Here is a 26,868-nt window from a genome sequence, read left to right as displayed (position 1 = left end):
TCAAAATAAAAATAGGTTAAACTTTTATGACAAAGTTCATCAAACTGTCATAATTATTCCATAGCCTAGATAAATGCAGCCACTGTCATAAAAAATTCATGCCAATTTCTGATTTTGTGCTAACAAGGTCAGTAAAAAATCATTGTGGTTTGCATACAATGGCTCGACACAAATCGAGATCGGGGCAACGAAGACCCATATGGTGTTCACAAGTGCAGGTGAACACGGCGCGTTTTTCTACTATTTGTCAAATCCTGCACATCTATTGGTTAGCTTTCAGGGGGTCAAGAGTGAGTTTAGATAAGCTGTTTGTCGAAAAGGAATTGAGTTGGCTATCGTTCAATGAACGTGTGTTGCAAGAAGCCATGGATAAAAGTGTACCCATCGTCGAGCGAGTGCGTTTTCTTGGCATCTTTTCCAATAACCTTGATGAATTTTTCAAGGTACGGGTAGCCGACGTCAAGCGTCGCATCATCATCAATCAAGCCCACGGCGGCGACGACACGGCAAAACACTTACTTATCAAAATTCAAAACAAGGTGCTTAAATTACAGCAAGATTTTGATAACACTTATAAAGAAATCATTCTCGCGCTAGCAAGACATAACATTTTTTTAGTTAACGAGAACCAGCTTTCAGATAATCATCAAGCCTGGCTTAAGAATTACTTCAAAACCAAACTGCTGCGACATCTCGCCCCCATCGAGTTAACTAAAAGTATTGATTTAGTCAAGTTTCTAAAAGATGAATACACTTACCTGGCGATCGAAATTCGCAAGGGCGAAGACACCACCTACTCGTTAGTCGAAGTCCCGACCAATGATCTCCCCCGCTTTATTCAATTGCCTAGTGAGCAAACCAAACGTAAAAAGTCACTGATCTTATTAGACAATATCATCCGTTTTTGTATTGAAGATTTATTTCGTGGTTTTTACGAATTTGACAGCCTGCATGCCTACTCAATCAAGATGACGCGAGATGCCGAATACAATATGCAAAACGTGGCAGAGCATGGCTTACTCGAGCAAATGTCAGAGGGCTTAAAACAACGTTTGACGAACGAACCCTTAAGGTTTGTTTATGATCGTGAAATGCCATTGCACATGGTGGATTTCATCAAGGATAAATTACATATTTCATCCTACGACAGTATTATCCCAGGTGGTCGCTACCATAATTTTAAAGATTTTATTGGCTTTCCAAACGTGGGCCGCGCCTATTTGGAAAACCCTAAGTTACCGGCCCTTTCGTGCCATCAATTTGAAAAGTTCGACACGGTATTCGAAGCCATCAGCGAGCGCGATATCCTGCTGTACTACCCGTACCATAAGTTTCGTTACGTGACAGAGCTACTGCGTCAGGCAGCCTTTGACCCTAAGGTAAGCACCATTAAGATCAACCTCTATCGCGTTGCCAATAAGTCTCGCATTGTGAGTTCCTTAATCGATGCCGTCAACAATGGCAAAAAGGTCACCGTGGTTATTGAGCTTCAGGCGCGATTTGATGAAGCGGCCAATATCAAATGGTCTAAACGTCTCACCCAAGCGGGTGTTAAAGTGGTATTTGGCCTACCTACCCTAAAAATTCACTCCAAGCTTTGCTTGATCACCCGTCGTGAAGGAGATGAATGGGTAAAATATGCCCACCTAGGTACAGGTAATTTCAATGAAAAAACTGCCCAAATATATACCGACTTTGCTTTACTAACCAAAAATACTGATTTAACTCAAGAGGTTGAGTCTGTTTTTGATTTTATTGAATACCCTTACCGCCGACCAAAACTCAATCACTTGTTGGTTTCGCCCATCAACGCAAGACGCTCTATTTATCGCATGATAGACGCCGAAATAGCCAATGCGAAGCAAGGCAAAAAAGCGGCCATCACAGTGAAAGTGAACAACTTGGTTGATAAAGGCATCGTTAATCGACTCTACGCCGCCAGCTCTGCGGGCGTGAAGATCCGCATGATTATTCGTGGTATGTGTGCCTTGGTTCCAGGTGTAGAAGGCATCAGTGAAAACATTAAGATCGTCAGTATCGTTGACCGCTTCTTAGAGCACCCTCGCACCTTTATTTTTCATAATAATGGCGATGAGAAAATTTATATTTCATCCGCCGATTGGATGACCCGTAACATAGACAACCGCATCGAAGTGGGCTGCCCCGTCTATCACCCTGAGTTACGCGCCATGATCAAGCAACTGCTTGAGATCCAATTTAACGATACAACAAAAGCAAGAGTGATAGATAAAGAGCAAAAAAATGAATACGTCCAACGCGGTAATCGTCGTAAAATTCGGTCTCAAGTGAGTTGCTACGAATACTTGAAAAAGCGCGAGCAACAATTGCTCGCCAAATACCAAAAAGAGCAAGAGCAAACCCAAGCATCGACGACTGCGCCTGATGAACCCCAGCCAAAGGCCCAACAAGGCGAAGAGCCAGCGAAAAAGCCAACGCCAGAAAAGGCCTAGCGAATAGCTAGAAAAGAGCGTAAAACGTCCACGCTCATTCGCCCTTCATAGTGTTAATGACAACAACAGGCATCCGCTTTTTGTTGTCATTCATCCTGCTTCATTTAGCATCGATTAAGGGATGCCACTCACATTCGTGCGCCAAGTATAACGCCCTCTCTTTTTAGTCATGTTTCTGTCATACCAAAGACTTAGAATAAAATAAAAAAGTGAGCACAAACATGGACGTAACACCTAGCTATCGTGAGATAGAGCACATCATCAACCATCACAAAATCAACATCCTGTTGCAGCCTATTGTCGACACTGCCAATGGCCCTGCGCTGGGCTATGAAGCCCTGAGTCGAGGCCCATCAAGTTCTCGATTACATGCGCCATTACATTTATTCGAAGCCGCAGAGCAGGCGGGTTTGCTCCCTCAGTTAGAGCTGGCTTGCATCGAAGCTGCGCTCATCAAGTTCAGCCAATTAGACTTAAAGTGTTACCTGTTTATTAATCTAAGCGCCAAAGCCATCAGTGATATTGAAATCACTGCCATCATTGAATTACTCAAACGTTACCAGGTCGCTCCTCAACAGCTGGTGCTGGAATTAACCGAGCAGTACCAGATAGAAGATCCCATCAGCATGCAGACTAAGGTCAAGCAAATCAAACAAAGTGGTATTGCCATTGCAATTGATGATCTTGGCGCAGGTTACTCAGGTTTAAGAACCTGGTCTGAATTACAGCCTGACTTTATTAAAGTGGATCGTTACTTTGCCAGTGGTTTAGACAAAGACCCCATCAAACGCCAATTTTTACGCTCTATCTGCCAGCTGGCCTATCAAGTCAACTGCAAAATGATTGTGGAAGGCATTGAAAGGGTCCAAGAGCTGAAAGTCACCCAAAGTATGGGGATCCAGTATTGTCAAGGTTACTTGTTTTCACCACCACAGGATGTGCCTGTCTCTTCAAGGCGCTGGTCACATCTGCTGTTAAACAAAAGCAAAGACACTAACGCCTTCGCTCAACACATAGGCAGCTTATTACTCCCTTGTGCCCCCATTGCTCCCCATACTTGCGCCAATGAAGCCATGGAGCGTTTTCTAGCCGAGCCAGAGCTCAGCTGTTTACCCGTCGTCGAGCAGCAACGGCCACTGGGTTTAATTAAGCGCCAAGATCTATTGAACTTATTTTCCAGTCGATATGGGCGTGAACTTTATGGCCGCAAGCCAATACATGAATTGATGCAAACGCAACCTCTCATTGTCGAATCAAGCCTAGATTTAACCCAAGTCAGTACCCAGTTAACCGAAAACGACGCCCTAGAGCTTGAGCTTAACTTTATTATCTGCCGTAATGGCCTTTATGAAGGCATCGGTGCGATCCGCGATCTCATGCGTGAACTCACCCAGTATCAACTAAAACTTGCTCGTCACGCTAATCCCCTGACGTTACTGCCCGGTAATGTGCCGATAAATCAAACATTACAACAATACCTGCGCCAAGGCGGCGGATTTAAAGTGGCCTACTTTGACCTCAACCACTTTAAGCCTTTCAATGATTGCTATGGCTACAGTAAAGGCGACGAAGCGATCTCGCTCCTTGCCGATATCCTGAAACAGCAGCTACACAAAGATCAAAACTTTCTTGGTCATGTGGGCGGTGATGACTTTATTGCCCTATTAAGAGATGCCAACTGGCAAGTCTGCTGTGAACAGGTCATCACAGAATTTGATCATCGCATCACCAATCTCTATAAACCGCAGCACCTAATACAACAAGGGATAAAAGGCATAGATCGAAACGGTCAAAGCAGCTTTTTCCCCATTATGGGCTTAGCGGTCGGGGTGGTCTCTATCCCCGACAACTACACCGGCTCTATAGAGCAAATCACGGAACTGGCTTCACAAGCCAAAAAATATGCCAAACAACACCCGAATAGCCAGCTACACACCTTGGCTGAGCACTGGCTGCAACCGCAGTCAGCCGCCGCGACTAAGTTATTAGCATGACACCGCTATCAGCACGATTTAGCTAATAGCGGTGGGGGCAAGGGTTAATAGGGCCTGTTGACCTTTGGAGATTGTTTTTACAGCGATTTGTTGGGTATTTATACAAAACAATCGTTGTGGGCAGCATCTTTGTGGCATAGTCATCTATGCGAAAAGACGCTAACGCAGTAGAAATGACCAACAAACGCTGTCCTTTGGATTCGGCTAAAGCCCTTCGGGCGTAAGCATTCTACGCGTCGTTGAGCGGTATTTACTTAGAGTGCTAAGCTACACACCGCTCGCCTTGCTCAAAACGCTTTTAGACAAGGTGTCTCCCACTCGAACAAAAATTAACCACGAAAGGTCAACAGGCCCTAAGTAAAGGTGACTAAAGTGCCGGGAAGCTATAACTAGACTGTAGCCCAAGTGGAAAGCCTAAGCCCCAATAAACTAACAAGAAAGCAGTCCAAATTAACAACAGGGCAATAGAATATGGCAACATCATGGCCATTAATGTGCCTAACCCTGTGTTCTTCACATAACGCTGACAATACACCACCACGAGCGGGAAGTAGGGCATTAAGGGGGTGATGATGTTGGAGCTGGAGTCACCAACACGATAAGCAGCCTGAGTTAAGTCCGGTGATAACCCCAATTGCATTAACATGGGCACCATAATCGGGCCAAGCAATGCCCACTTTGCTGACGATGAGCCGACAAATAAGTTAACCGCTGCCGTTAAAAGCACCATGGCAACGATGGTAACCCCAGAGGGTAAGGCCAGCGTTTGCAGTGCGTCAGCCCCTTTGACCGCCAATAATGCTCCGATATTAGAATCATCAAACGCTTTGATAAATAAAGCACAGAAGAACGCCATGACAATGTAGTAAGCCATCGACCCCATGGATTTACTCATCGCCGCAATAACGTCTTTTGAGCTTTTAAAGGTGCCCACTCGCACACCATAAACGATACCGGGGATCACAAACAGCAAAAAGATAAGGGACACAATAGAGCGCATTAAAGGCGCACTAAAGTCCGCTAGCTCACCCGTTTCTGCACGCATAGGGCTGTCAGCAGGCACACTGGCATACACCAACAAGGCAATACCAAGCAGCATCACCCCAGTTGCGAGCCAAAAAGCCCCCCGCTCTTTACTGTTAATCTCTTCGAAACGAGGAATATCCGCCGGATCACCATCAATCTGAGTGCCACGTAATCTTGGCTCAATGATACGATCGGTAATGAACCAGCCTACCGACATAATCAACAAGCTTGAGGCCGAGGCAAAAAACCAATTGTTTAACGGGTTGATTTGAATCTCTGGCGCAACAATTTGCGCAGCACTTTGAGTAAAGCTTTGTAACAGCGGGTCTATCGCTGAAGGGATAAAGTTGGCACAAAATCCCCCACTCACCCCAGCAAATGCCGCCGCAATACCGGCCAAAGGATGACGACCTGCAGCATGGAAAATCACACCAGCAAGGGGGATGACTAATACATATCCCGCATCCGTTGCGGTGTGGCTAACAATCGCGACCATGATAATGGACGGAGTCAGTAATTTCTCAGGTGTCACCTTCAGCATTAACTTCAAACCGGCATTAATAAAGCCAGAATGCTCAGCGACCCCAACCCCCAACATAGCCACCAGTACTACGCCAAGAGGCGCAAAGCTGGTAAAGGTGGTGACCATGTTCGCCAGAAAGTCGGCCACCCTCTCCCCCGTCAATAAGTTGGTTACATAGATGGCCTCTTGGGTACGGGGATCAATTTCGGTAAAAGTAAAACTGGACAGCAGCCAAGATAAAAGCGCTACAATCGATAAGGCGATGAGAAAAAGTACTGCTGGATCGGGTAATTTGTTGCCAATTCGCTCAATACTATCTAAAGCCTTTAGTAACCTTTTGTTTTTTCGGCTAGAAGGCGTTGATTCTGTTGCATCAGTTGTCATTGTCATAGGTATAAACCAGTATATTGTGTTTTTATATTTCAAATAAATCGACTTTAATACTAAAAAAATAACAAAAACCAGAACAACCAACAAACCTTTATCTTCATTCATAACTGTTTTAGATCAATTATGCTGTTAATTGTGTGGAAATCACTGCAAAATGCGCCCGATTGCGAAAGACACGGATCCAGTGAAATATTTCTGTCACATTTCTCTGTTGTAATCCGCGTGTCAAAAAACTGAAACATCACCTAAGGTGTTAATCGGCTAAGGCGGCTGGTTAAAAGCTTAAGTCGTGCTTAAACAGGAATTGGAGCACAACTTAAGGTTAAGCCTCAGGTAAAACCATACTCAAACCTAACGTATCGTCTTTACAACCATGGCCTGCGTTAGTGATAGGAAGCGAAAAATGAAAATGAATCAGGGTAAGCAAGTCACACAAAATACGCTTAATTGGCTTGCAGTAGTCGCACTGGTCTACGCTATGTTAATTGCTGTCAGTACTGTCAGTAGTGGTTTTAAGATTTTTTCTGGCGGTGCCAGTGGTGCTGAGCAAATCTTCCAATTTGCCAATAACCCTTTCATCGCCTTACTGTTAGGTACCCTTGCTACGGCATTGGTACAATCCTCTTCCACGGTAACCGCGGTTATTGTCGGTTTGGTGGCCGGCGGTCTCCCCATCTCAATTGCTATCCCTATGGTGATGGGGGCAAACATGGGCACCACCATTACCAACACCATCGTCTCTATTGGCCATATTCGTGAAAAAGATGACTTTAAGCGTGCGTTTAGCGCCGCCACAGTGCACGATTTCTTCAATCTATTGGCTGTCGCCATCTTCTTGCCGCTAGAATTAATGTTTGGCTTACTGGAGAAATTAGCCTCTAATTTTGCTCACTTGTTTGCTGGCAGTGCCGATGTATCGATGAAAGGGCTTAACTTTATGAAGCCCTTGACCAAACCAACGGTTAACCTGATTAACGACTTATGGTCATTTTTACCCGGCAAGGCCGTTGGTGTCGCCATGGTAGTAACGGGGATCCTTATTATCCTGTTCTCGGTAACCTACTTAGGCAAAGTATTAAAAAGAGTGCTGGTTGGCCGAGCAAAAAATGTCTTGCACAATGCTATAGGTAAAGGCCCAGTGACTGGCATTTGTTCTGGTGCATTGGTCACCGTGATGGTGCAATCCTCATCAACCACTACCAGCCTGATGATCCCACTGGCTGGATCGGGGATGTTTAGCACACGCCAAATTTACCCATTTACCTTAGGTGCAAACATAGGGACCACGATCACCGCCCTGCTCGCTGCGACCGCCATTACCGGTGCTGCCGCAGAAGCAGCACTAACCATCGCTTTGGTGCACTTTTTGTTTAACTTTCTGGCCGTTGTGCTTATCTATGGCTTGCCATTTTTACGCAACTTGCCTGTGGTGGCTTCAGAGCGCCTTGCAGAAGTGGGCTCTAAAAACAAAATGTTGGCCTTTAGCTACGTACTTGGCACCTTCTTTGTCGTGCCAGGACTAATGCTGTTTGGCGCTCGCTAAACAAAGCTGATTGGCGTAACTTGCTATTGGCAGGTTACGCTTGCTCCCCCGCCTTCAAATCAAATACTTATCTCAGCTATTTCCAGCCCCCATCAGCCTAACTTAATTCCCTTTGCTTTGTATGGTTAAAGCCAGTAAAATTTGCGCCCCGTTAAACCAGTAAGTGGTTTGACCCTGACTTGATATCAGACCAAAGAGAATCATTATGTTTACACCAGAGCTTTTGTCACCTGCTGGCACCCTTAAAAATATGCGCTATGCGTTTGCTTATGGGGCCGATGCAGTTTACGCCGGCCAGCCTCGATACTCACTGCGCGTGCGCAACAACGAGTTTAATCACGAAAACCTACAAATAGGCATCAACGAAGCCCATGCCCTAGGTAAGAAATTTTATGTGGTCTGTAATATTCAGCCTCATAATTCAAAACTTAAAACCTTCATTCGTGATATGAAGCCCGTGGTGGATATGGGCCCCGATGCCCTGATCATGTCAGATCCCGGTTTAATCATGATGGTGCGTGAACATTTCCCACACATGCCCATTCACCTGTCGGTTCAAGCGAATGCCGTCAACTGGGCCACGGTGAAATTTTGGCAGCAACAAGGCGTTGAGCGAGTAATTTTATCCCGTGAACTGTCCCTAGAAGAAATCGAAGACATTCGCGCCCACGCCCCAGAAATGGAGCTTGAAGTATTCGTTCACGGCGCACTCTGTATGGCCTACTCTGGCCGCTGTTTACTGTCTGGCTACATAAATAAACGCGATCCTAACCAAGGCACCTGTACTAACTCTTGTCGCTGGAAATACGATACTCATGAAGCGACCGAAAATGAAGTGGGTGATATCGTCGCGGTTAAACCTGAAATTTACACGCCAGATGCGCAAGACATCGAGCCCACCTTAGGCGCAGGAAAGCCTACTGATCAAGTGGTATTACTCCAAGAGCAAGGCCGCCCTGGCGAATATATGCCGGCGTTTGAAGATGAGCATGGCACCTACATCATGAACTCAAAAGATCTGCGCGCCATTGAACATGTTGAACGCTTAACTAAGATGGGCGTTCACTCTTTAAAAATTGAAGGCCGCACCAAGAGCTTTTACTACTGTGCCCGCACCGCACAAATCTATAAGCAAGCCATCGATGATGCGGTAGCTGGTCGCCCATTTGATCCTAGCCTCAAGCAAACCTTAGAAAGCCTCGCCCATCGCGGTTACACCGAAGGCTTTTTACGTCGTCATAATCACAGTGAATACCAAAACTATGACTATGGTTATTCGGTCAGCACTTATCAGCAGTTTGTCGGTGAAATCACCGGCCGTAACGAGCAAACAGGTTTAGTTGAAGTCACGGTAAAAAATAAGTTTTTACTGGGTGACAGCATGGAGCTGATGACGCCAAAAGGCAATATCACCTTTACCCTAGAGCAGATGCAAAACCGTAAGGGTGAAGCCATCGATGACGCAAAAGGCTCAGGTCACATCGTGTATATTCCACTGCCCGACGATATCGAGCTCGAATTTGCGCTGCTCATGCGTAATCTGCCGGAAAATGCCGACACCCGTAATCCTCATCAAGCGAAGTTAGCTTAAACTTGATAAGGATGCAGCGATGGCATTATTGATAACGGATCAATGTATCAACTGTGATATGTGCGATCCCGAGTGTCCCAATACGGCGATCACATTTGGCGCGGAGATTTATGAAATCGATCCGGACTTATGCACCGAATGCGAGGGGTTTTACGATAAACCCACTTGCGTGGCGGTGTGTCCTATCGACTGCATCATCCCCGATCCCGATCACATAGAAACCCCAGAGCAACTGCAAGCTAAGTTCTTGCGCCTTCATCCATAATATGTAAATCACCGTCATCAGGCGGTGACTTTTCCCTTTACGCCTTCTAAACTGACTATTCCATTTCACCTAGTGAGCAACCATGTCACAAGCTAAATTTGTCAAAGGTTCAATCTTTAAACACATCCTCGTGATGTCATCAACCAATGCGATTGGCTTAACCGCCTTATTTTTAGTTGACCTTATCGACCTGTTTTTTATCAGCTTATTAGGTGAGGTCAAATTAGCCGCAGCAATCGGCTATGCAGGCACCTTATCATTTTTTACCACTTCTATTGCCATCGGTATCTCTATTGCCATGTCAGCCTTGGTATCACGCTCCATCGGTCAAAAAAACCGTGAACAAGCACGCCGATTTGCCATCAATGTTGCGGTTTTTGGTTTCTTACTTACTAGCTTGTTTAGTGCCGTGATGTGGTACTTTGTGCCCGAGCTGCTGAGACTACTGGGAGCCACGGGTGATACCTTAAATTACGCCATTAGCTATCTGCGAATCTTAGTTCCTTCCTTACCCTTTCTGTGTTTAGCCATGAACATGGGGGCTGCACTGCGCGGCGTGGGAGATGCCAAAAAAGCCATGTATTCTACCCTCACAGGCGGGGCGGTTAACGCCATTTTTGATCCACTCTTCATTTTTGCGTTAGGGTTGGGTTTAGAAGGAGCAGCCATGGCTTCGGTAATGGCTCGTTTTGCCGTGTTGGCTGTTGGCTTTCATGGCGCCCATGTTCAACACCGACTTATCGGCCGCTTTCACTGGCGCGACTTTAAACAAGATATCCGCCCGATTGTGGCCATCGCCGGCCCAGGGATTTTAACCAATATCGCCACCCCTTTTGGGAATGCTTATGTCACATCGGAAATTGCACAATTTGGTGATGGCTATGTCGCGGGATGGGCTGTCGTTGGACGGGTGTTACCGGTTGCGTTTGGAATGATCTTTGCGCTGTCAGGTGCCATTGGGCCGATCATAGGCCAAAACTACGGGGCTAATTTATTCGATAGAGTAAGAGCTACCCTCAATGAATCACTCAAATTTGTCATTGTGTATGTGCTTACCGCGGCAATGTGTTTAGCGTTTGCCCAAGATTTGATCATTGCGGCATTTGGTGTTGGCTCTGAGGGCGCGAGTATTGTGCGCTTATTCTGTCAGGCGATCGCGGTCAGCTTTGTTTTTTCCGGTGGGCAGTTTATTGCCAATGCCTCTTTTAACAACTTAGGCTTTGCCAGTTATTCCACCTTACTCAATGTCGGAAAGTCCACCTTGGGCACGATCCCTTTTGTCTATTTGGGTGCCCTTTGGTATGGCCCCAGTGGTGTGTTATATGGTCAAGCACTCGGTACCACACTATTTGGCATTACCGCCGTGCTCATAGCCTATCGCTTGGTTGCTAAAATAGAACGTGATTGGCAAGTGAACCATGCCCACCCTGCCGCAGAGCCGAAGACAGAGGTGGCGGTGCCTTTAAGCCCATACAGTTCAAGTCGGGTGTATTTGTGTAACGAAAATCAGGCTGATACAAACGAGGTGAGTGATACTGTGATAAATAAATAGCTGGTCAGCACAGTGTTTATCTATCAAACGAAGGAGATCAAACGAAGCGTTAGCCCCCCGCTAACACTTCGTTTGCTCAGTTAGTATGCGAGCAAGGCGCGAGGAGCCGGCTCTTGGGGTAAAACGAGGTTAACGCTGGGCTGCATTACCTGAGCGATAGGCGTATCGCCATTCGCAAAACAACGCAATAATTTAAACCCATAATCCAGCCGCTCGGCACTGAGGGCATCAAGCTCATAGTCTCCCTGCTTGCATTTGATAACTTCATCTGTGGTTGCGACCACAATGTGATCCAATACAAAACACAGACGATTAAAGACAAAATTACTTAACCGCATCTCTTGAGCTGAAAATGCACCACGACAAGTGCTGGAAATACGAACGACTAAACCAGGCAGGGACGTTAACTCTGAGCGCTCACACAGCGCAAAAAAGTTTTTGAGAGTAACCTCTTCCCATTCAGGGCTGACCACGATCACGGCATCAGCTTGTTGTAAAAGTCGGTGCGTGTCGTACCAGTCATCAAGCCAATGATCTAATTCTCTACACAGATCTTCATCCCACAGTGGAATCGTGAGTTTGGCGAGATTAACTAAACGGCAATTGACCACGTCACTTGACGCTTTGGCTCTAGTTGATATGGCTTGAGCTACCGCGTTGGCGGATGAGTTTTTTCTTTGACTACCACAAATAATTACTATGTTCACCGAACACTCCTTGATTCTGGATGTGCGGCCCGATATAAAAAAAAATGAGCTAATTATATTATTGTTACGGGCTTAACTCTGACCCATATTGTCATCAAGGACAATGGCCACAATTTAGTACAACTCAGCTAAGAATGCATCTAAATCGATTAAATTTAATCAAATAAAGATAAATACACCAGTGCGCGATTGAGTAACGGTAGGATTTACTGATTTGTATTGGATCTACTTGAGAATCTATTGAAACAAAAATGCAACAAATAGCCCCCCTAAGGTGGTTATTTGTTGCTCATTAACGAGATTCACTAAAGCTGCGATTTGATGACCTTACCAAGACGCTTAATTCCTTCTTCGATGGTCGCAGGATCCACACTTGAGAAGTTTAAACGTAAGGTGTTGGTTTCCGTCGTACTGACATAGAAGGGTGCACCTGGAACAAATGCCACTTTTTCTTCTATGGCTAAATCAAATAGGGCTCTCGCGTCCATGCCTTCTGGTAACGTTGCCCACAAAAACATGCCACCTTCTGGTTGAGTACACTTAACTTGTGGTGGAAAGTATTGCTTAATCGCTTGCTCCATCGCATCTTTTTGCTCACCATATACTTTAATGATGTTAGCAACATGAGCATCAAGATCATTTTGCGATAAAAACTCAAACAGTACTCGCTGAGAAAAATAGTTAGTATGCAAGTCCGAGGCTTGCTTAGCGATCACTAGCTTTTCCATCAAGGCCTTTGGCGCAACAATCCAACCCAATCGGAACGCAGGAACCACGGTTTTAGAGAAAGAGCCCAATAATACCGTTTGCTCTGGGATCAACTTACGAAACGAGCTGGCAGGCTTGCCCGAGAAGCGTAAATCGCCGTAGGGGTTGTCTTCAATGATCAAGGTTTGGCTTTTTGCCAATGCTGCCGCAACATCATGACGGTTTTGCTCAGGGTAAGACACACCCGATGGATTTTGAAAATTGGGGACCGCGTAGAAGAGTTTTGCGTTGACCTTATTTAAGGTTTGTTCAAAAGCCGCGACGTCTAAGCCCTCACCACTCACAGGTACTGGGTTAAATTGAGACTTATAGACGGAAAAAGCTTGGATAGCACCTAAATACCCTGGCTCTTCGATGATCACATCATCGCCTTCGTTAAGCAGGGTTTTACCCAATAAATCCAAGCCTTGCTGTGAACCACTGGTGATCAATATTTCACTGGGATCGATATCTAACCCTTCATGCTCTTTATAGCGTTTGGCGATATATTCTCTCAGTGGTAGGTACCCTTCCGTATTACTGTATTGCAGAATATCTTTCCCTGCACTGTCAAAGACATCTAGGGTAGCTTTTTTCAACGCTTCGACCGGAAATAAATCGCGATTAGGCAAACCACCCGCAAAAGAAATAATACTTGGGTCAACTGCCACTTTTAGAATCTCACGAATGAAAGATTGAGGAACATCTGAGATACGGTCGGAGAAAAGCTTATTCATATAAATACATCCAGGTTACTTCTATAAAAAACCACCCAATGAAGAAACATCGGAACTTTGTGCTAGTCAAAATGCAATTAGCACCCTGTGGTAAAACAATTATTCTTATTAATGGATTGTTTTTATGCTATTTAGTGGCAAATAACAAGGGATTTTTGGCTCCCCCTAACGCTTGCTCCATATTTTTCTTTCTGAGATGAAATAATGGCGAACATTAGTAAAAAACACGCAGCAAATAATAAAGCCGCCAGTTATTGAGCTAAGGTGGGTAAACAGATTTGCAAGGTAGCTCAACATGACAGGGGATTGGGTTAACCAGTTAATCAAGATCAACACACCATAACCGAAGAGAAATAGCCAACGCGCTGCACTCCAAAACAGTAACAAGCCAATGATGGCGACCAGCACGAACACAAAGCCACTCAATAACATTAAATAGATTAACGCCCCACTCCACTCTGCGGTGACGGGCAAATAGCTTTGAATAATGGTTTGGCTAATCAGTTGCGCTTTTTGCCAAGGTAGAATTTGCTCAGTGACAAAGGTCATTGTCACAAAAAATACAAAAACCACTACTAATAATCGAAAAACATTTCGAGCTATCATGTCCACCACCATTACTGTTATGTTGCCAGCCTACGATTTTCTTTCTGTAAATACCAACCGGAAGCCGCAAAATGTGTAATGGCACAAAAATAGAACAAAAAGCGCGCAAATTTCACCGAGTTATGGAACTAATTTGAATTTATTTGCCAGCCCAACTGAGCCTTGGAGGTTTGAGTTTAAGCCTTGCTCAACAAAGTTGGCTAATACCCCAATACTCTGCAACGCTGGCTTAGGTAATAAGCTCATATCAAAACCATCGAGTAAGTTTTTGACTTCTAAACCGAGTTCAGTATCGCCTTCGATTTGTAAACGGCGTTGGAAAAATAACGTATCCGCATCTTCCTTACGCCCAGCAATCAAAATCAAATCATTGAGTTCACCTTGAAACAAGACGTCATAAGCTTGGTTGGCATCGGCCACCACAATATGGCCTTGCTTTAATGTCATACACCAAGCAAGCCCAAGATCACTAATGCACACTTTTAGCCATTTTTCCTCTAAAAAATCGAGCTCTTCATCTTCAATACTCGATGACAACAGGGTATTTAATGCGTTTTCAAGCAACACTCGTTGCACAGCAAAGGGAACGGCTTGAGCGGGAACGCGTAACACTTGCGGTCCCAGTTTGACTAAGTGATGGTGAAGGTGCGCTAACATAACATTCCTGATCTGACAAAATGGCCATTATTGAGCACTTAATGTCAATTGACCCTGTATTAAATCAAACAAATACCATAAAACCTGCGCAACCCTGCCCTGCATCAAAATGACTGACGTGGGCAATCCCTACAATGCCGGGATTGAAAAATAAAAGGCACTTATATGGAACTTCTCTGTCCCGCTGGGAATTTACCCGCGCTCAAAACCGCTATCGATAATGGTGCAGATGCGGTTTACATCGGCTTTAAAGATGACACCAATGCACGCCATTTCGCAGGGCTGAATTTTACAGACAAAAAATTGCAGCAAGGGGTCGACTATATAAAATCCCACAACAAAGCATTGCACGTGGCCATTAATACCTTCGCGCATCCTGGTCAACAGCAGCGTTGGTTTAAAGCCATCGATAAATGCGCAGAAATTGGCGCTGATGCGGTGATCGTGGCCGATATTGCGGCTCTAGAATACGCCACGAAACACTACCCTCATCTTGATCTGCACCTGTCAGTTCAAGCCTCTGCCACCAATGCCCCTGCTATCGCGTTTTACCAACAAAATTTCAATGTATCTCGAGTGGTATTGCCTCGGGTCCTCTCCATTCATCAAGTAAAGCAATTAGCACGAGCAACAGAGATAGAGCTAGAAGTGTTCGCCTTTGGTAGTTTGTGCATCATGGCTGAAGGACGCTGTTACTTATCATCTTATGTCACGGGTGAATCACCGAATACCGTCGGCGCTTGCTCACCAGCCAAATTTGTCCGCTGGCAAGAAACGCCCAACGGCTTGGAATCTCGCCTCAGTGATGTGCTAATCGATAAATACCAACCCGATGAAAAGACCGGCTACCCTACTCTGTGTAAAGGCAGATTCCAAGTCGAAGAGAGCTTGTATCATGCCCTTGAAGAGCCAACCAGTTTAAATACCTTAGCGCTACTGCCTGACTTATTTAAAGCTAAGATCGCCGCGGTCAAAATTGAAGGTCGCCAGCGCAGCCCAGCGTATGTTGAACAAATTACCCGAGTCTGGCGCCAAGCGATCGATCGTTACCAACAAGCCCCAGAGCAATACCAAGTTGCGCCCGCTTGGGATCGTGCCCTTGATAAAGTATCAGAAGGCAGCACCACCACCTTAGGCGCTTATCACAAGGCATGGCAATAGGAGCATATTATGAAAGTTTCACTTGGGCCTATTCTGTATTTCTGGCCAAAACAAACGGTCACTGAGTTTTATCAGCAAGCATTAACGTCTGACGCCGACATTATCTATTTAGGCGAAACGGTTTGCAGTAAGCGCCGAGAATTAAAAGCCAAGGATTGGATAGCACTGGCAACCGAGTTGGCGGCCAATACCGATAAACAGATCATTTTATCTACCATGGCTTTGTTAGAGGCCCCGTCGGAAGTGCGCGTACTCAAGGAGCTCTGTGACAATGGGCAATTCATGGTTGAAGCCAATGACTTAGGCGCTGTACAGCTACTGGCCGAACAAAATGTGCCTTTTGTCTGCGGACCTGCCATCAATTGTTATAACGCCAATGTGATCCAATTTTTATTAAGCAAGGGAATGAAACGTTGGGTGATGCCGGTAGAGCTATCTGCGGACTGGTTACGCAGCTTACTGGCTGATTGCCAAGCCATGGGCATTCGCGATCAGTTTGAAGTTGAAGTGTTTGCGTGGGGCCATATGCCATTAGCTTATTCGGCGCGCTGCTTTACCGCTCGCAGCGAAAACAAAGCCAAGGACGATTGTGAACTGTGCTGCATAAACTACCCACAAGGGCGTGTCATGCACACCCAAGAGCAACAGCCTTTATTTGTGCTCAATGGCATCCAGACACAATCCGGTTTACGTTGTAACTTACTCAATGAAACACAGCAGATAGTGGAATTAGCCGATATCGTGAGAGTCAGCCCTGAAGATCAGGCAAGTTTAGCGGTCACCTCAGCATTTAAGGAGCAATTTGCTCAGTACCAGCCTTACTCATTAGCCGAGGATGAGTGTAATGGTTATTGGCATCATATTGCAGGGCTGGCAAAAACGGGCTAGAAAGGCGCTAGGTTGGCAAGTCGTGACTTGCCAACCGTGGATGTGAATAAAAACAGGTAGAATTAACGAGCACTGCCGTGCTTTTGTGCCAATAGGTCTAACTCCAACAGGGCATACTTATGCTCTATAAACTCATATACGTTGTTACTTAATGCGAGTTTGTAAAAGCTCGCTGCCAGTACATCATTACCTTGCCCTTGATACCATTTCGCTAAGTAGAAATAGGCTTCACATAAACGCTCGGCCAAGCCTTGATTGTCTTCGATCCCTTGAGTGACCGAGCCAATAAAGTCTGATTCATCGATCTTACCGGTGTAAAAGTCAACGATACGCCAACCCCATTCATCGGTCTGGTGGCGCTTAGCATTGGCTGTTAAACGTGCCAAGGCGGCGTCGGGTGCGATACGACGCTCGACTAAATACAGCCAAACATTGCGGTAAGGCTCGGAAGGCTCAAACGTCACAAACGTCTCTAAATCCGCTAGCGCTAAGGTATCCGCCCCAGCGTAAGATAAAGCGATACCCCGATTCATATAGGCATACTGATGTTCAGGCTGTAGTTCAAGTACCGAGTCGAACGCCTCAAAGGCTTCATCAAACTCCTGCATTTGAGTTAAGTAAACACCTAAGTAATTATAGGCTTCAGCAAAATCAGGTTTAACCTTGATGGCTTGGTTAAAATCAAAGCGTGCTAATGAAGTCATGCCTAATTGATCATAGGTCGCGCCACGCTCATAAAACAATAACGCCAGCTTTTCACTGTCTACGTCCGGCGAGTTGATCATCTGCCCTAAGCGGATTAATTTTAACTCGCTTTGGTAGGTGACTTGTAATGGCACAGCCAACACTAAGGATTGGGGACTATTTACACTTGCATTATTTGTTGCACAGCCAGTTAGCAAAGTAGTTACGGCTAACATGGCTAAAACCCATTTATTCATCAAATTCCTCCCGTCCTACTTGTATCTCTGACGATAGCGAAAAAGAAATTATAGATACAAGTATTAATGTAAGCAGAGACTGGCTGATCCCCGTCTTAAAGTAAAGAAATTAAAGCAAAAAAAAGGAGCCAAATTGGCTCCTTAAATGTATTTAAGCAAAAATATTATTCCGCTGCTGGTGCCTCGGCAGCAGGTGCAGCTTCAGCTAATGCTTCTTTAATACTTAGACGAACACGACCTTGGCGGTCAACTTCGAGTACTTTAACTTGCACTTCGTCACCCTCTTTTAGGTGGTCTGCGACATTTTGTACACGCTCTTGACAGATTTGCGAGATGTGCACTAGGCCATCTTTACCCGGTAGGATATTCACAAATGCACCAAAGTCAGCCAAACGAACCACTTTACCTGCGTAAATACGGCCAACTTCGATTTCCGCCGTTAGGGCTTCAATACGCGCAATGGCGTCTTTGGCTTGCTGGCCATCAGTCGCTGCAATTTTAACGGTACCGTTATCATCAATTTCGATTGTCGTGCCGGTTTCTTCGGTAAGTTGACGAATGGTTGCGCCGCCTTTACCGATAACGTCACGGATTTTCTCTGGGTTGATCTTGATGGTGTGGATACGCGGTGCAAACTCAGAGATTTCGGTACGAGCACCGGCAATCGCTTGATCCATGACCTGTAGGATATGCAAACGCGCACCACGTGCTTGAGTCAAGGCCACTTCCATGATTTCACGGGTGATACCTTCAATCTTGATATCCATTTGCAGTGCAGTGATACCTTCGCTGCTACCCGCCACTTTAAAGTCCATATCACCTAGGTGGTCTTCGTCACCTAAAATGTCAGAAAGCACCACAAACTTGTCGTCTTCCTTCACTAGACCCATGGCAATACCCGCAACCGATGCTTTAAGCGGTACACCCGCATCCATCAATGCAAGCGAGCTACCACAGACAGATGCCATAGAAGAGGAGCCGTTCGATTCGGTGATCTCAGACACAATACGCACCGTGTATGGGAACTCAGCTAGGGTTGGCATTACCGCTTGAACACCACGCTTAGCTAGGCGACCGTGACCAATTTCACGACGCTTAGGCGAGCCAATCATACCGGTTTCACCCACACAGTATGGAGGGAAGTTGTAGTGCAGCATGAAGTAATCTTTTTGCTCACCCATCAGTGAGTCAATGTTTTGTGCATCACGCTCTGTACCTAGGGTACAAGTCACTAGGGCTTGCGTTTCACCACGGGTGAATAATGAGCTACCGTGAGTACGTGGTAATACACCCGTTTTAACATCAAGTGCACGAACGGTATCGGGTTCACGGCCATCGATGCGCGGCTCACCTGAAATAATGCGACTACGAACCACGGTTTTCTCTAAATCGTGAACCACTTCAGCCGCTTCTTTGGCATCAACGGTTTCGTCTTCAGCGACTAGCTGAGCAACGGTTTCTTCAGTAATTTGAGCAATCAGGTCGTAACGCTTAGTTTTTTCACTGATTTGGTAAGCTTCTGTTAGCTTAGTTTCAGCTAACGCTTTCACCTTGTCTTTTAGGGCTGTGTTTTCTTGTGGTGCAACCCAGTCCCATGCAGGGGTAGCCACTTCAGCGGCAAATTCGTTGATGGCATCAATCACTTTTTGTTGTTCATCGTGACCGTAAACAACCGCGCCTAGCATCACGTCTTCAGACAATAGCTCAGCTTCTGATTCCACCATTAATACGGCGTCTTTAGTACCTGCAACAACAAGGTCTAATTGGCTTGATTCAAGCTCAGTTTTAGTTGGGTTAAGTAGGTATTCGCCATCCTTATAGCCAACACGCGCTGCACCAATTGGGCCACCAAATGGCATGCCAGAAACAGCCAGCGCCGCTGATGCACCGATCATAGCAACAAGATCAGGGTGGACTTCAGGGTTAACCGATACCACGGTACACACAATTTGTACTTCGTTTTTGAAGCCGTCAGGGAACAGCGGACGAATTGGACGATCGATTAAACGTGCCGTTAGTGTTTCGCCTTCACTTGGACGGCCTTCACGTTTGAAGAAACCACCAGGGATTTTACCCGCTGCGTATGTTTTCTCTTGGTAGTTAACCGTAAGAGGGAAGAAGTCACGGCCAGGCTCAGCCGATTTTTTACCAACTACAGATACAAAGACAGCAGTATCATCCATGCTAACCATAACGGCAGCAGTAGCTTGACGAGCAATGGCGCCCGTTTCAAGAGTGACAGTATGTTCGCCATACTGGAAGGTTTTAACTATCGGATTCAGCATGAATCATCCTTTAAATTTTGGGTCGTTAATTTCGCGCCTAAGTATACTGCATTCATTTTTGAAATCATATTATTCAGATACAGCTTAACTTGCTTGCATTGCAATTTTTTGGCGTATCGCAAGGTTCGTAGCGAGAAAATGGAATGGGATCAAAAAAGGAGCCATACGGCTCCCTTTATCTTTAGTCGAAAGTCGAAATTAACGACGTAGACCTAATTTAGCGATTAGAGCAGCGTAACGCTCTGAATCTTTACGATTTAGGTAATCTAGAAGCTTACGACGTTGGCTAACCATACGTAGTAGACCACGACGGCTGTGGTGATCGTGGATATGAGTCTTAAAGTGACCTTGAAGGTGGTTGATTTGATTTGTTAACAAAGCAACTTGTACCTCAGGTGAACCTGTATCGCCTTCTTTTGTTGCGAATTCTGCAACGATTGCTGCTTTAGCTTCTGCACTTAGTGACATAACTACTCCAGTATCTATAAATTTAAATGAATTACAGCCGATCACTAATTCAGCTGTAAAATGAGATGCGGATTCTACCCGTCGGCTCCCTTAAACACAAGCCTTAGGTAACATATTTATCGCCTTAACAGACAATCAATAATTAACCATGCGCTTGGGCGCCACTAAACCATCATCATTGATTTCGCCGACACCTAAAAATAAGCGTGAATCGCCAGCAGTCATGCGTACTAACCCAGATGTAGGTGCACCACCCACTTGGACCGGTTGGCCATGTTTGACATACTCGGCCACCACATCAGGCATATTCACTTCCGGCAAATGGGATACCGCTGTATCAAGGGGCAGCAATAACGGATCTAGCACATCGCTAGGCTGTGTCTCACTTGCTTTCGCCTGCTGTAAAATACACTCTAATTGTTCAAGGGTCAGCATCCGCTCATACGGGTAAGTGCTCACTTGCGTCCGGCGCAGCTGGATCACATGCGCACCACAGCCCAATAGCTCACCTAAATCATCAACAATCGTACGGATGTATGTTCCTTTACTGCTGTGAACTTCAAGCTCGAGCTCATCACCTTCAAAACGTAGCAACTTAAGTTCATAAACCGTAATTGGCCTTGCTTCTCGAGGGACCTCTACCCCTTCGCGCGCGTATTTATAGAGCGGCTGTCCTTGATATTTCAATGCCGAGTACATTGACGGCACCTGCATGCTATCGCCTCGAAATTTATCAAGTGCCTCAATTAATTCAGCATGACTGAAATTAACTGGGCGCTCACTCACCACTTCACCATCTGAATCACTGGTGGTGGTGCGCACACCCAGTTTGGCCGTCACCACATAGCGCTTATCTGAATCTAACAAGTATTGCGAAAACTTCGTCGCTTCACCTAAGCAAATAGGTAACATGCCGGTGGCTAGGGGATCTAATGCCCCAGTGTGGCCCGCTTTAGCAGCAAAGTAGATCCGCTTGACTTTTTGTAACGCATCGTTAGACGAGATGCCCGTTGGTTTATCTAATAATAAAACGCCGTGAACATTACGACCTTTGCCACGTCTTGCCATTATTCTTCCTCGTCACGCCCAGCTTGTTGCTGTTTTTGTTTATCTTGATTCACCGCTTGACTCACCAAGCCCGACAAACGTAAACCTTCAACTAAGGAGTTGTCGTAAACGAATTTGATTTCTGGCACGATGCGCAAACGCAGGGCTTTACCCAGTAACATACGGACATAGCCCGATGCCTCGCTTAGCCCCTTCATCGACTCTTCAATGCCATCATCATTAAAATTAAGTAAGGTGACATAAACCGATGCGTACGCAAGATCTTTACTTACCTCGACACTTGAAACCGTCACCATACCGATGCGCGGGTCTTTCACATCACGTTGTAAAATTCCCGCTATTTCTTTTTGAATTTGTTGTGCAACTCGCTGTGAGCGGCTAAATTCTTTCGCCATTTTTTTCTCTCTTTGGGCCTATCGACAGCCTCAAACCCTATCTTATTGAAGGTGCGGCTTGGCTAATTCAAGTAGCACCCATGACAAAAAGGGGGGCTATTGCCCCCTTAGAATCATTCCATTAACAATAGCTAATTATAAGCTACGTTTAACTTCAACTGTTTCAAATACTTCGATCTGGTCACCTACACGAACGTCATTGTAGTTCTTAACGCCGATACCACATTCCATGCCGTTACGCACTTCTTGCACGTCATCCTTAAAGCGACGTAGTGACTCTAGTTCACCTTCGTAAATCACCACGTTATCGCGTAGTACGCGAATTGGCGCGCTGCGCTTAACTTGACCTTCGGTCACCATACAACCTGCAATAGCACCAATCTTAGGCGATTTAAATACATCACGTACTTCAGCCAGACCAATGATCTCTTGCTTAAATTCAGGAGAAAGTAAGCCAGACATGGCGGCTTTCACTTCATCAATCAAGTCATAGATAACGCTGTAGTAATGTAGGTCAACGCTTTCGGTTTGGATCAAGCGGCGTGCAGTAGCATCAGCACGCACGTTGAAACCAAGGATAATGGCATTCGATGCCGCCGCTAAAGACGCGTCGGTTTCAGTAATACCACCAACACCACGACCGATAATATTAACCTTAACTTCATCGGTAGAAAGCTTAGTTAATGAATCAGAAATCGCTTCAAGTGAGCCTTGAACGTCTGCTTTCAGTACCACATTCAACTCAGAAATCTCACCTGCTTCCATGTTAGTAAACATGTTCTCAAGCTTCGCTTTTTGTTGACGGGCCAGCTTAACATCGCGGAATTTACCTTGACGGTACAATGCCACTTCACGCGCTTTCTTCTCGTCTTTAACAACGGTTGCTTCATCACCTGCACTTGGAACACCAGAAAGACCTAAGATCTCCACAGGGATAGAAGGACCCGCGACTTCAATTTCTTGACCGTTTTCATCACGCATCGCACGCACACGGCCATATTCTAGGCCACATAATACGATGTCGCCGCGTTTTAGCTCACCTTGTTGAACCAAGATAGACGCAACCGGACCGCGACCTTTATCAAGACGAGATTCAATTACCACGCCTGAAGCAGGGCCCGTTGGTGACGCTTGTAAGTCCAATACCTCAGCTTGTAGCAAGACGGCTTCAAGTAGTTGATCGATACCCATACCCGCTTTAGCCGATACGTGTACAAACATGTTATCACCGCCCCATTCTTCAGAGATAACCTCATGCTGAGAAAGTTCAGTTTTAACGCGATCAGGATCTGCGGCTTCTTTATCCATCTTGTTGACAGCCACAATCAAAGGCACGTCCGCTGCTTTCGCATGCTGGATTGCTTCAATGGTTTGCGGCATTACACCGTCATCGGCTGCAACCACAAGAATAACGATATCGGTGGCTTTGGCACCACGAGAACGCATTGCGGTAAAGGCGGCGTGTCCTGGTGTATCAAGGAAGGTAATCATGCCACCTTCGGTATCAACATGGTAAGCACCGATATGCTGAGTAATACCGCCAGCTTCGCCTTCAGCAACCGCTGCACGACGAATGTAATCCAGTAATGACGTTTTACCATGGTCAACGTGACCCATGATGGTAACAACAGGTGCACGCGGGGCTAACTCTTGGTTGCCTTGCGCTTCTGCCATGACCTGCTCTTCAAGCTCGTTTTCTTTGGTTAGAATAACCTTGTGACCCATTTCCTCAGCAACCAACGCTGCCGTTTCTTGGTCAATCACTTGGTTAATGGTCGCCATCGCGCCCATTTTCATCATGGTCTTGATAACTTCAACACCCTTGACGGCCATCTTGTTGGCTAATTCAGCAACGCTGATGGTCTCACCAATTTTAACTTCACGCTCAACCGGTGCGGCAGGCTTTTGGAAGCCGTGTTGCATCGACGTTGGCGCTTGTGGTTGCTGGCGTTTGCCGCGCTTGCCTTTGGCATGACGCGCGACTGGCTCGTCTTTGTCTTTACGCTGTTTCTTCTTACGACGACGGCCTTGACCTTCTGCTTGAGAGTCAACACTGTCTTCAGCTGCACGAGCGGCAAGAGAAGTGGTCACGTGATGATCAGCTTGCTCTTCTTCACGCTTACGTTTTTCTTCTTCTTCTTCCCAACGCTTAGCATTTTCTTCGGCTAAACGCTTAGCTTCTTGTGCGAGTGCCTCGGCTTCTTGCTCCGCTTTTTGCAGTGCCGCTTGCTCAGCCTTTTTCAATAACTCGGCTTCTTCTTTTGCTTTGGCTTCTTGCTCTGGTGTTAGCGCTTCGGCTTTCTTCGGTTTCGCAGGTTCGGCTTTTTTCGCTGCCGGCTTAGCAGCTTTGCTAGCTTCCGTTTTCGCTTTAGCTTCTGCCTTCGCTTTTGCCTCAGCTTCTGCTTTAGCGGCTGCTTTGGCTTTTGCCTCGGCTGCCGCTTTAGCTTCAGCTTCTGCCTTGGCTTTTGCTTCTTCTGCTAGACGCGCTTCTTCAGCTAATCTTGCTTCTTCTTCTGCTGCACTGCGTTTAACGTAAGTACGCTTTTTACGCACTTCAACCTGAACCGCTTTTTGCTTACCACCTGTGCTCGCCACATTCAGGGTCGTTTTGGTTTTACGCTGTAGCGTCATACGACTCGGTTCGGCCTTACCACCATGTTGCTTTGATAAGTGATTAAGTAGTGCCTGTTTCTCATCTTCGCTAACGTTATCGCCAGTGTTCTTTTTAATGCCTGCATCAGCAAACTGTTGAACTAACCGATCAACCGGCGTACTAATTTCTTTGGCAAGGGTTTCAATACTTACTTCTGCCATTGGTATTATTTCCTCCGCTGACCTAATTATGCTTCATCACTAAACCAACAAATATTACGGGCAGCCATAATAAGCTCACCTGCTTTTTGTTCGCCTAGATCGTCGATTTCGCTGATATCATCTACACCTTGCTCGGCTAGGTCTTCTAAGGTCACAATGCCTTTGCTCGCTAGCACATAAGCTAAATGCTCTTCTAATCCTTCAAGGGCAAGCAGATCAGCTGCTGGCTCAGCGCCTTCAAGGTTCTCTTCATCAGCCAGTGCTTTGGTAGTAAGCACTCCTTTTGCACGCTCACGTAGTTGATCAACGATTTCTTCTGTTAAACCGTCAATCTCCATTAACTCGTTTACGGGCACGTAGGCAATCTCTTCTAGCGTACTGAAGCCTTCTTCTGCTAGTAGGGTTGCAAAATCATCATCTATGTCCAGCTTATCAACAAATAGGGTAATCACTTTATCTGTTTCAGCTTGATGTTTTTCTTGTAGCTCAGCAACAGTCATCACATTCAGTTCCCAACCGGTAAGTTGAGAAGCTAAGCGAACATTTTGACCATTACGACCAATTGCTTGCGCAAGGTTGTCTGCTTCAACCGCGATATCCATGCTGTTTGAATCTTCGTCAACAACAATAGAAGCCACTTCAGCCGGCGCCATTGCATTAATAACAAATTGGGCTGGGTTATCATCCCATAACACGATATCAATGCGCTCACCACCTAGCTCACTGGTCACCGCTTGTACACGTGCACCACGCATACCAACACAAGCGCCAATAGGGTCGATACGCTTGTCGTTGGTTTTGACCGCAATTTTAGCACGAGAACCCGGATCACGAGCCGCGCCTTTAATCTCGATCATTTCTTCGCCAATCTCGGGTACTTCCAAACGGAACAGCTCAATCAGCATTTCTGGACGGCTACGGCTAACAAATAGTTGTGCACCACGAGCCTCAGGACGGACAGAAAAAAGTAGGCCACGTACGCGGTCACCTGGACGGAAGTTTTCGCGCGGTAACATTTCATCACGTAAAATCACGGCTTCAGCATTGTTACCTAAGTCCATGACTAAGGTATCACGGCTAATTTTCTTAACCACACCTGTGATTAGCTCGCCTTCTTGCTCTTTATATTGCTCAACCACCATTGAACGCTCAGCTTCGCGTACTTTTTGCACGATAACTTGCTTGGCGGTTTGAGTAGTGATGCGATCGAATTTAACGGATTCGATTTGATCTTCAATATATTCACCGACTTGGATTTCTGGGTCTTCAAATACCGCCGCTTCGTAAGTGATCTCGCTGTAAGGATGCTCAACACCCACTTCAGGATCAACCACTAACCAACGACGGAAGGTGTCAAACTCACCGGTTTTACGGTCAATTTCAACGCGAACCTCGATATCGCCTTCATACTTTTTCTTGGTTGCTGTCGCTAATGCACTTTCTAGTGCCTGAAAAATCTTCTCACGAGGAACAGCTTTTTCATTAGATACGGCATCTACGACTAGTAAGATTTCTTTATTCATTCCTGATCGCCCCGTTAGTCAAATTTAGGAACTATGTTAGCTTTTTGGATGTTACTCATCGCAAATGTTTCTTCACGACCTTCTACTTCAATGGTAATCAAGTCATTTTCCGCTGCTTTGATAACACCTTTCCATTTTCTTCGATTCGTAATTGGCATGCGCAGTTGAAGCTTCACTTCTTCGCCAATAAATTGCTGGTAGTGTTCAACTTTAAATAAGGGTCTTTCCATTCCTGCAGAAGAAACTTCAAGGGTGTATTCCGTTGAAATCGGGTCTTCTACATCTAAAATAGCACTGACCTGGTGACTGACCTCGGCGCAGTTATCCACGTAAATACCATTTTCATGATCAATATAAATGCGCAAAATGGAATTTTTACCCGCGCTATGAAACTCGATACCAAGTAACTCAAAACCTAAATCATTAATACTTGGCTCTAACATTTCAGTTAATTTTTGTTCTAGACCAGCCAATTACGCCTCCTTCAGAAACAAAAAAAGGGCTTTATAGCCCAGA

At 45.7% G+C, this 26,868-nt stretch carries 21 protein-coding genes; 8 read left to right on the top strand and 13 right to left on the bottom strand.

Annotated elements, in window-relative coordinates; genetic code table 11:
- The first annotated feature begins 290 nt into the window (after positions 1 to 290).
- Together ppk1 and K6Y21_RS18410 are read left to right on the top strand one after the other, a co-directional pair.
- Positions 291 to 2,471 carry a polyphosphate kinase 1 gene (gene ppk1 / locus K6Y21_RS18415; RefSeq protein ID WP_233073340.1) on the top strand — a complete coding sequence of 727 codons (2,181 nt, stop codon included), beginning with the start codon at positions 291 to 293 and terminating at the stop codon, positions 2,469 to 2,471.
- Positions 2,472 to 2,692: 221 nt separating this feature from the next.
- Entirely contained in the window at positions 2,693 to 4,465 is a 1,773-nt protein-coding gene (locus K6Y21_RS18410; RefSeq protein WP_233073339.1) for a GGDEF domain-containing protein, read from the top strand.
- 367 nt (positions 4,466 to 4,832) lie between these two features.
- On the opposite strand, the gene K6Y21_RS18400 is transcribed toward K6Y21_RS18410, so the two are convergent.
- Positions 4,833 to 6,398 (bottom strand): AbgT family transporter, encoded by a 1,566-nt coding sequence (locus tag K6Y21_RS18400; RefSeq protein ID WP_233073348.1) that lies wholly within the window; start codon positions 6,396 to 6,398, stop codon positions 4,833 to 4,835.
- A 409-nt stretch (positions 6,399 to 6,807) separates the two neighbouring features.
- On the opposite strand from K6Y21_RS18400, the gene K6Y21_RS18395 reads away from it, so the two are divergent.
- The 4 genes from K6Y21_RS18395 to K6Y21_RS18380 all read left to right on the top strand — a co-directional run bounded on the left by K6Y21_RS18395 (position 6,808) and on the right by K6Y21_RS18380 (position 11,355).
- A complete protein-coding gene (locus K6Y21_RS18395; RefSeq protein WP_432758010.1) occupies positions 6,808 to 7,947 on the top strand; it encodes a Na/Pi symporter in 1,140 nt (379 codons plus the stop codon).
- A 205-nt stretch (positions 7,948 to 8,152) separates the two neighbouring features.
- A complete protein-coding gene (gene trhP, locus K6Y21_RS18390) occupies positions 8,153 to 9,538 on the top strand; it encodes a prephenate-dependent tRNA uridine(34) hydroxylase TrhP (protein ID WP_233073338.1) in 1,386 nt (461 codons plus the stop codon).
- A gap of 19 nt (positions 9,539 to 9,557) precedes the next feature.
- Positions 9,558 to 9,803: a YfhL family 4Fe-4S dicluster ferredoxin gene (locus K6Y21_RS18385; RefSeq protein WP_233073337.1), complete on the top strand. Its 246-nt coding sequence runs from the start codon at positions 9,558 to 9,560 to the stop codon at positions 9,801 to 9,803.
- Between the two features lie 82 nt (positions 9,804 to 9,885).
- Positions 9,886 to 11,355 (top strand): MATE family efflux transporter, encoded by a 1,470-nt coding sequence (locus K6Y21_RS18380; RefSeq protein WP_233073336.1) that lies wholly within the window; start codon positions 9,886 to 9,888, stop codon positions 11,353 to 11,355.
- Between the two features lie 80 nt (positions 11,356 to 11,435).
- Here the strand turns inward: K6Y21_RS18380 and K6Y21_RS18375 are convergent, their stop codons facing one another.
- The 4 genes from K6Y21_RS18375 to ubiT form a co-directional block, all read right to left on the bottom strand.
- On the bottom strand, positions 11,436 to 12,062 hold the full coding sequence (locus K6Y21_RS18375) for an NADPH-dependent FMN reductase (RefSeq protein WP_233073335.1): 627 nt from the start codon (positions 12,060 to 12,062) through the stop codon (positions 11,436 to 11,438).
- A gap of 305 nt (positions 12,063 to 12,367) precedes the next feature.
- Positions 12,368 to 13,546: an aminotransferase-like domain-containing protein gene (locus K6Y21_RS18370; RefSeq protein WP_233073334.1), complete on the bottom strand. Its 1,179-nt coding sequence runs from the start codon at positions 13,544 to 13,546 to the stop codon at positions 12,368 to 12,370.
- 165 nt (positions 13,547 to 13,711) lie between these two features.
- On the bottom strand, positions 13,712 to 14,152 hold the full coding sequence (locus K6Y21_RS18365) for a hypothetical protein (RefSeq protein WP_233073333.1): 441 nt from the start codon (positions 14,150 to 14,152) through the stop codon (positions 13,712 to 13,714).
- 120 nt (positions 14,153 to 14,272) lie between these two features.
- Complete coding sequence (gene ubiT / locus K6Y21_RS18360) at positions 14,273 to 14,809, bottom strand: ubiquinone anaerobic biosynthesis accessory factor UbiT (RefSeq protein WP_233073332.1); 537 nt, start codon at positions 14,807 to 14,809, stop codon at positions 14,273 to 14,275.
- Positions 14,810 to 14,974: 165 nt separating this feature from the next.
- Between ubiT and ubiU the strand changes: the two genes are divergently transcribed.
- Together ubiU and K6Y21_RS18350 are read left to right on the top strand one after the other, a co-directional pair.
- A complete protein-coding gene (gene ubiU, locus K6Y21_RS18355) occupies positions 14,975 to 15,970 on the top strand; it encodes a ubiquinone anaerobic biosynthesis protein UbiU (protein ID WP_233073331.1) in 996 nt (331 codons plus the stop codon).
- Positions 15,971 to 15,979: 9 nt separating this feature from the next.
- On the top strand, positions 15,980 to 16,858 hold the full coding sequence (locus tag K6Y21_RS18350) for a U32 family peptidase (RefSeq protein WP_233073330.1): 879 nt from the start codon (positions 15,980 to 15,982) through the stop codon (positions 16,856 to 16,858).
- Between the two features lie 62 nt (positions 16,859 to 16,920).
- On the opposite strand, the gene nlpI is transcribed toward K6Y21_RS18350, so the two are convergent.
- From nlpI to rimP, 8 genes are all read right to left on the bottom strand, one after another.
- On the bottom strand, positions 16,921 to 17,799 hold the full coding sequence (gene nlpI, locus K6Y21_RS18345) for a lipoprotein NlpI (protein ID WP_233073329.1): 879 nt from the start codon (positions 17,797 to 17,799) through the stop codon (positions 16,921 to 16,923).
- 164 nt (positions 17,800 to 17,963) lie between these two features.
- Entirely contained in the window at positions 17,964 to 20,081 is a 2,118-nt protein-coding gene (gene pnp, locus K6Y21_RS18340) for a polyribonucleotide nucleotidyltransferase (protein ID WP_233073346.1), read from the bottom strand.
- A 201-nt stretch (positions 20,082 to 20,282) separates the two neighbouring features.
- A complete protein-coding gene (rpsO, locus tag K6Y21_RS18335; protein WP_233073328.1) occupies positions 20,283 to 20,552 on the bottom strand; it encodes a 30S ribosomal protein S15 in 270 nt (89 codons plus the stop codon).
- Between the two features lie 135 nt (positions 20,553 to 20,687).
- A complete protein-coding gene (gene truB, locus K6Y21_RS18330; RefSeq protein ID WP_233073327.1) occupies positions 20,688 to 21,620 on the bottom strand; it encodes a tRNA pseudouridine(55) synthase TruB in 933 nt (310 codons plus the stop codon).
- Positions 21,620 to 22,015 carry a 30S ribosome-binding factor RbfA gene (gene rbfA / locus K6Y21_RS18325; RefSeq protein WP_233073326.1) on the bottom strand — a complete coding sequence of 132 codons (396 nt, stop codon included), beginning with the start codon at positions 22,013 to 22,015 and terminating at the stop codon, positions 21,620 to 21,622. Before rbfA ends, truB begins: the two co-directional genes overlap by 1 nt.
- 135 nt (positions 22,016 to 22,150) lie before the next feature.
- On the bottom strand, positions 22,151 to 24,829 hold the full coding sequence (gene infB, locus K6Y21_RS18320) for a translation initiation factor IF-2 (RefSeq protein WP_233073325.1): 2,679 nt from the start codon (positions 24,827 to 24,829) through the stop codon (positions 22,151 to 22,153).
- Positions 24,830 to 24,855: 26 nt separating this feature from the next.
- A complete protein-coding gene (gene nusA, locus K6Y21_RS18315; RefSeq protein ID WP_233073324.1) occupies positions 24,856 to 26,352 on the bottom strand; it encodes a transcription termination factor NusA in 1,497 nt (498 codons plus the stop codon).
- Positions 26,353 to 26,366: 14 nt separating this feature from the next.
- Positions 26,367 to 26,825 carry a ribosome maturation factor RimP gene (gene rimP / locus K6Y21_RS18310; RefSeq protein ID WP_233073323.1) on the bottom strand — a complete coding sequence of 153 codons (459 nt, stop codon included), beginning with the start codon at positions 26,823 to 26,825 and terminating at the stop codon, positions 26,367 to 26,369.
- Positions 26,826 to 26,868: the final 43 nt, after the last annotated feature.

It is taken from the genome of Motilimonas eburnea, assembly GCF_021295345.1.
Lineage (GTDB): Bacteria > Pseudomonadota > Gammaproteobacteria > Enterobacterales > CBDFNC01 > Motilimonas > Motilimonas eburnea.
Note: the sequence above shows the minus strand (reverse complement) of the source record. Positions and strands in the feature narration are given on the sequence as shown.

What these genes read in the sequence shown, in the direction of transcription:
- ubiT (WP_233073332.1), bottom strand. Translation starts at nt 14,809, where the DNA reads ATGTTAGCGCACCTTCACCATCACTTAGTCAAACTGGGACCGCAAGTG.
- rpsO (WP_233073328.1), bottom strand. Translation starts at nt 20,552, where the DNA reads ATGTCACTAAGTGCAGAAGCTAAAGCAGCAATCGTTGCAGAATTCGCA.
- trhP (WP_233073338.1), top strand. Translation starts at nt 8,153, where the DNA reads ATGTTTACACCAGAGCTTTTGTCACCTGCTGGCACCCTTAAAAATATG.
- ubiU (WP_233073331.1), top strand. Translation starts at nt 14,975, where the DNA reads ATGGAACTTCTCTGTCCCGCTGGGAATTTACCCGCGCTCAAAACCGCT.
- K6Y21_RS18380 (WP_233073336.1), top strand. Translation starts at nt 9,886, where the DNA reads ATGTCACAAGCTAAATTTGTCAAAGGTTCAATCTTTAAACACATCCTC.
- rbfA (WP_233073326.1), bottom strand. Translation starts at nt 22,015, where the DNA reads ATGGCGAAAGAATTTAGCCGCTCACAGCGAGTTGCACAACAAATTCAA.
- K6Y21_RS18350 (WP_233073330.1), top strand. Translation starts at nt 15,980, where the DNA reads ATGAAAGTTTCACTTGGGCCTATTCTGTATTTCTGGCCAAAACAAACG.
- nusA (WP_233073324.1), bottom strand. Translation starts at nt 26,352, where the DNA reads ATGAATAAAGAAATCTTACTAGTCGTAGATGCCGTATCTAATGAAAAA.
- K6Y21_RS18365 (WP_233073333.1), bottom strand. Translation starts at nt 14,152, where the DNA reads ATGATAGCTCGAAATGTTTTTCGATTATTAGTAGTGGTTTTTGTATTT.
- nlpI (WP_233073329.1), bottom strand. Translation starts at nt 17,799, where the DNA reads ATGAATAAATGGGTTTTAGCCATGTTAGCCGTAACTACTTTGCTAACT.
- K6Y21_RS18400 (WP_233073348.1), bottom strand. Translation starts at nt 6,398, where the DNA reads ATGACAACTGATGCAACAGAATCAACGCCTTCTAGCCGAAAAAACAAA.
- K6Y21_RS18410 (WP_233073339.1), top strand. Translation starts at nt 2,693, where the DNA reads ATGGACGTAACACCTAGCTATCGTGAGATAGAGCACATCATCAACCAT.
- K6Y21_RS18370 (WP_233073334.1), bottom strand. Translation starts at nt 13,546, where the DNA reads ATGAATAAGCTTTTCTCCGACCGTATCTCAGATGTTCCTCAATCTTTC.
- K6Y21_RS18395 (WP_432758010.1), top strand. Translation starts at nt 6,808, where the DNA reads ATGAAAATGAATCAGGGTAAGCAAGTCACACAAAATACGCTTAATTGG.
- infB (WP_233073325.1), bottom strand. Translation starts at nt 24,829, where the DNA reads ATGGCAGAAGTAAGTATTGAAACCCTTGCCAAAGAAATTAGTACGCCG.
- K6Y21_RS18385 (WP_233073337.1), top strand. Translation starts at nt 9,558, where the DNA reads ATGGCATTATTGATAACGGATCAATGTATCAACTGTGATATGTGCGAT.
- truB (WP_233073327.1), bottom strand. Translation starts at nt 21,620, where the DNA reads ATGGCAAGACGTGGCAAAGGTCGTAATGTTCACGGCGTTTTATTATTA.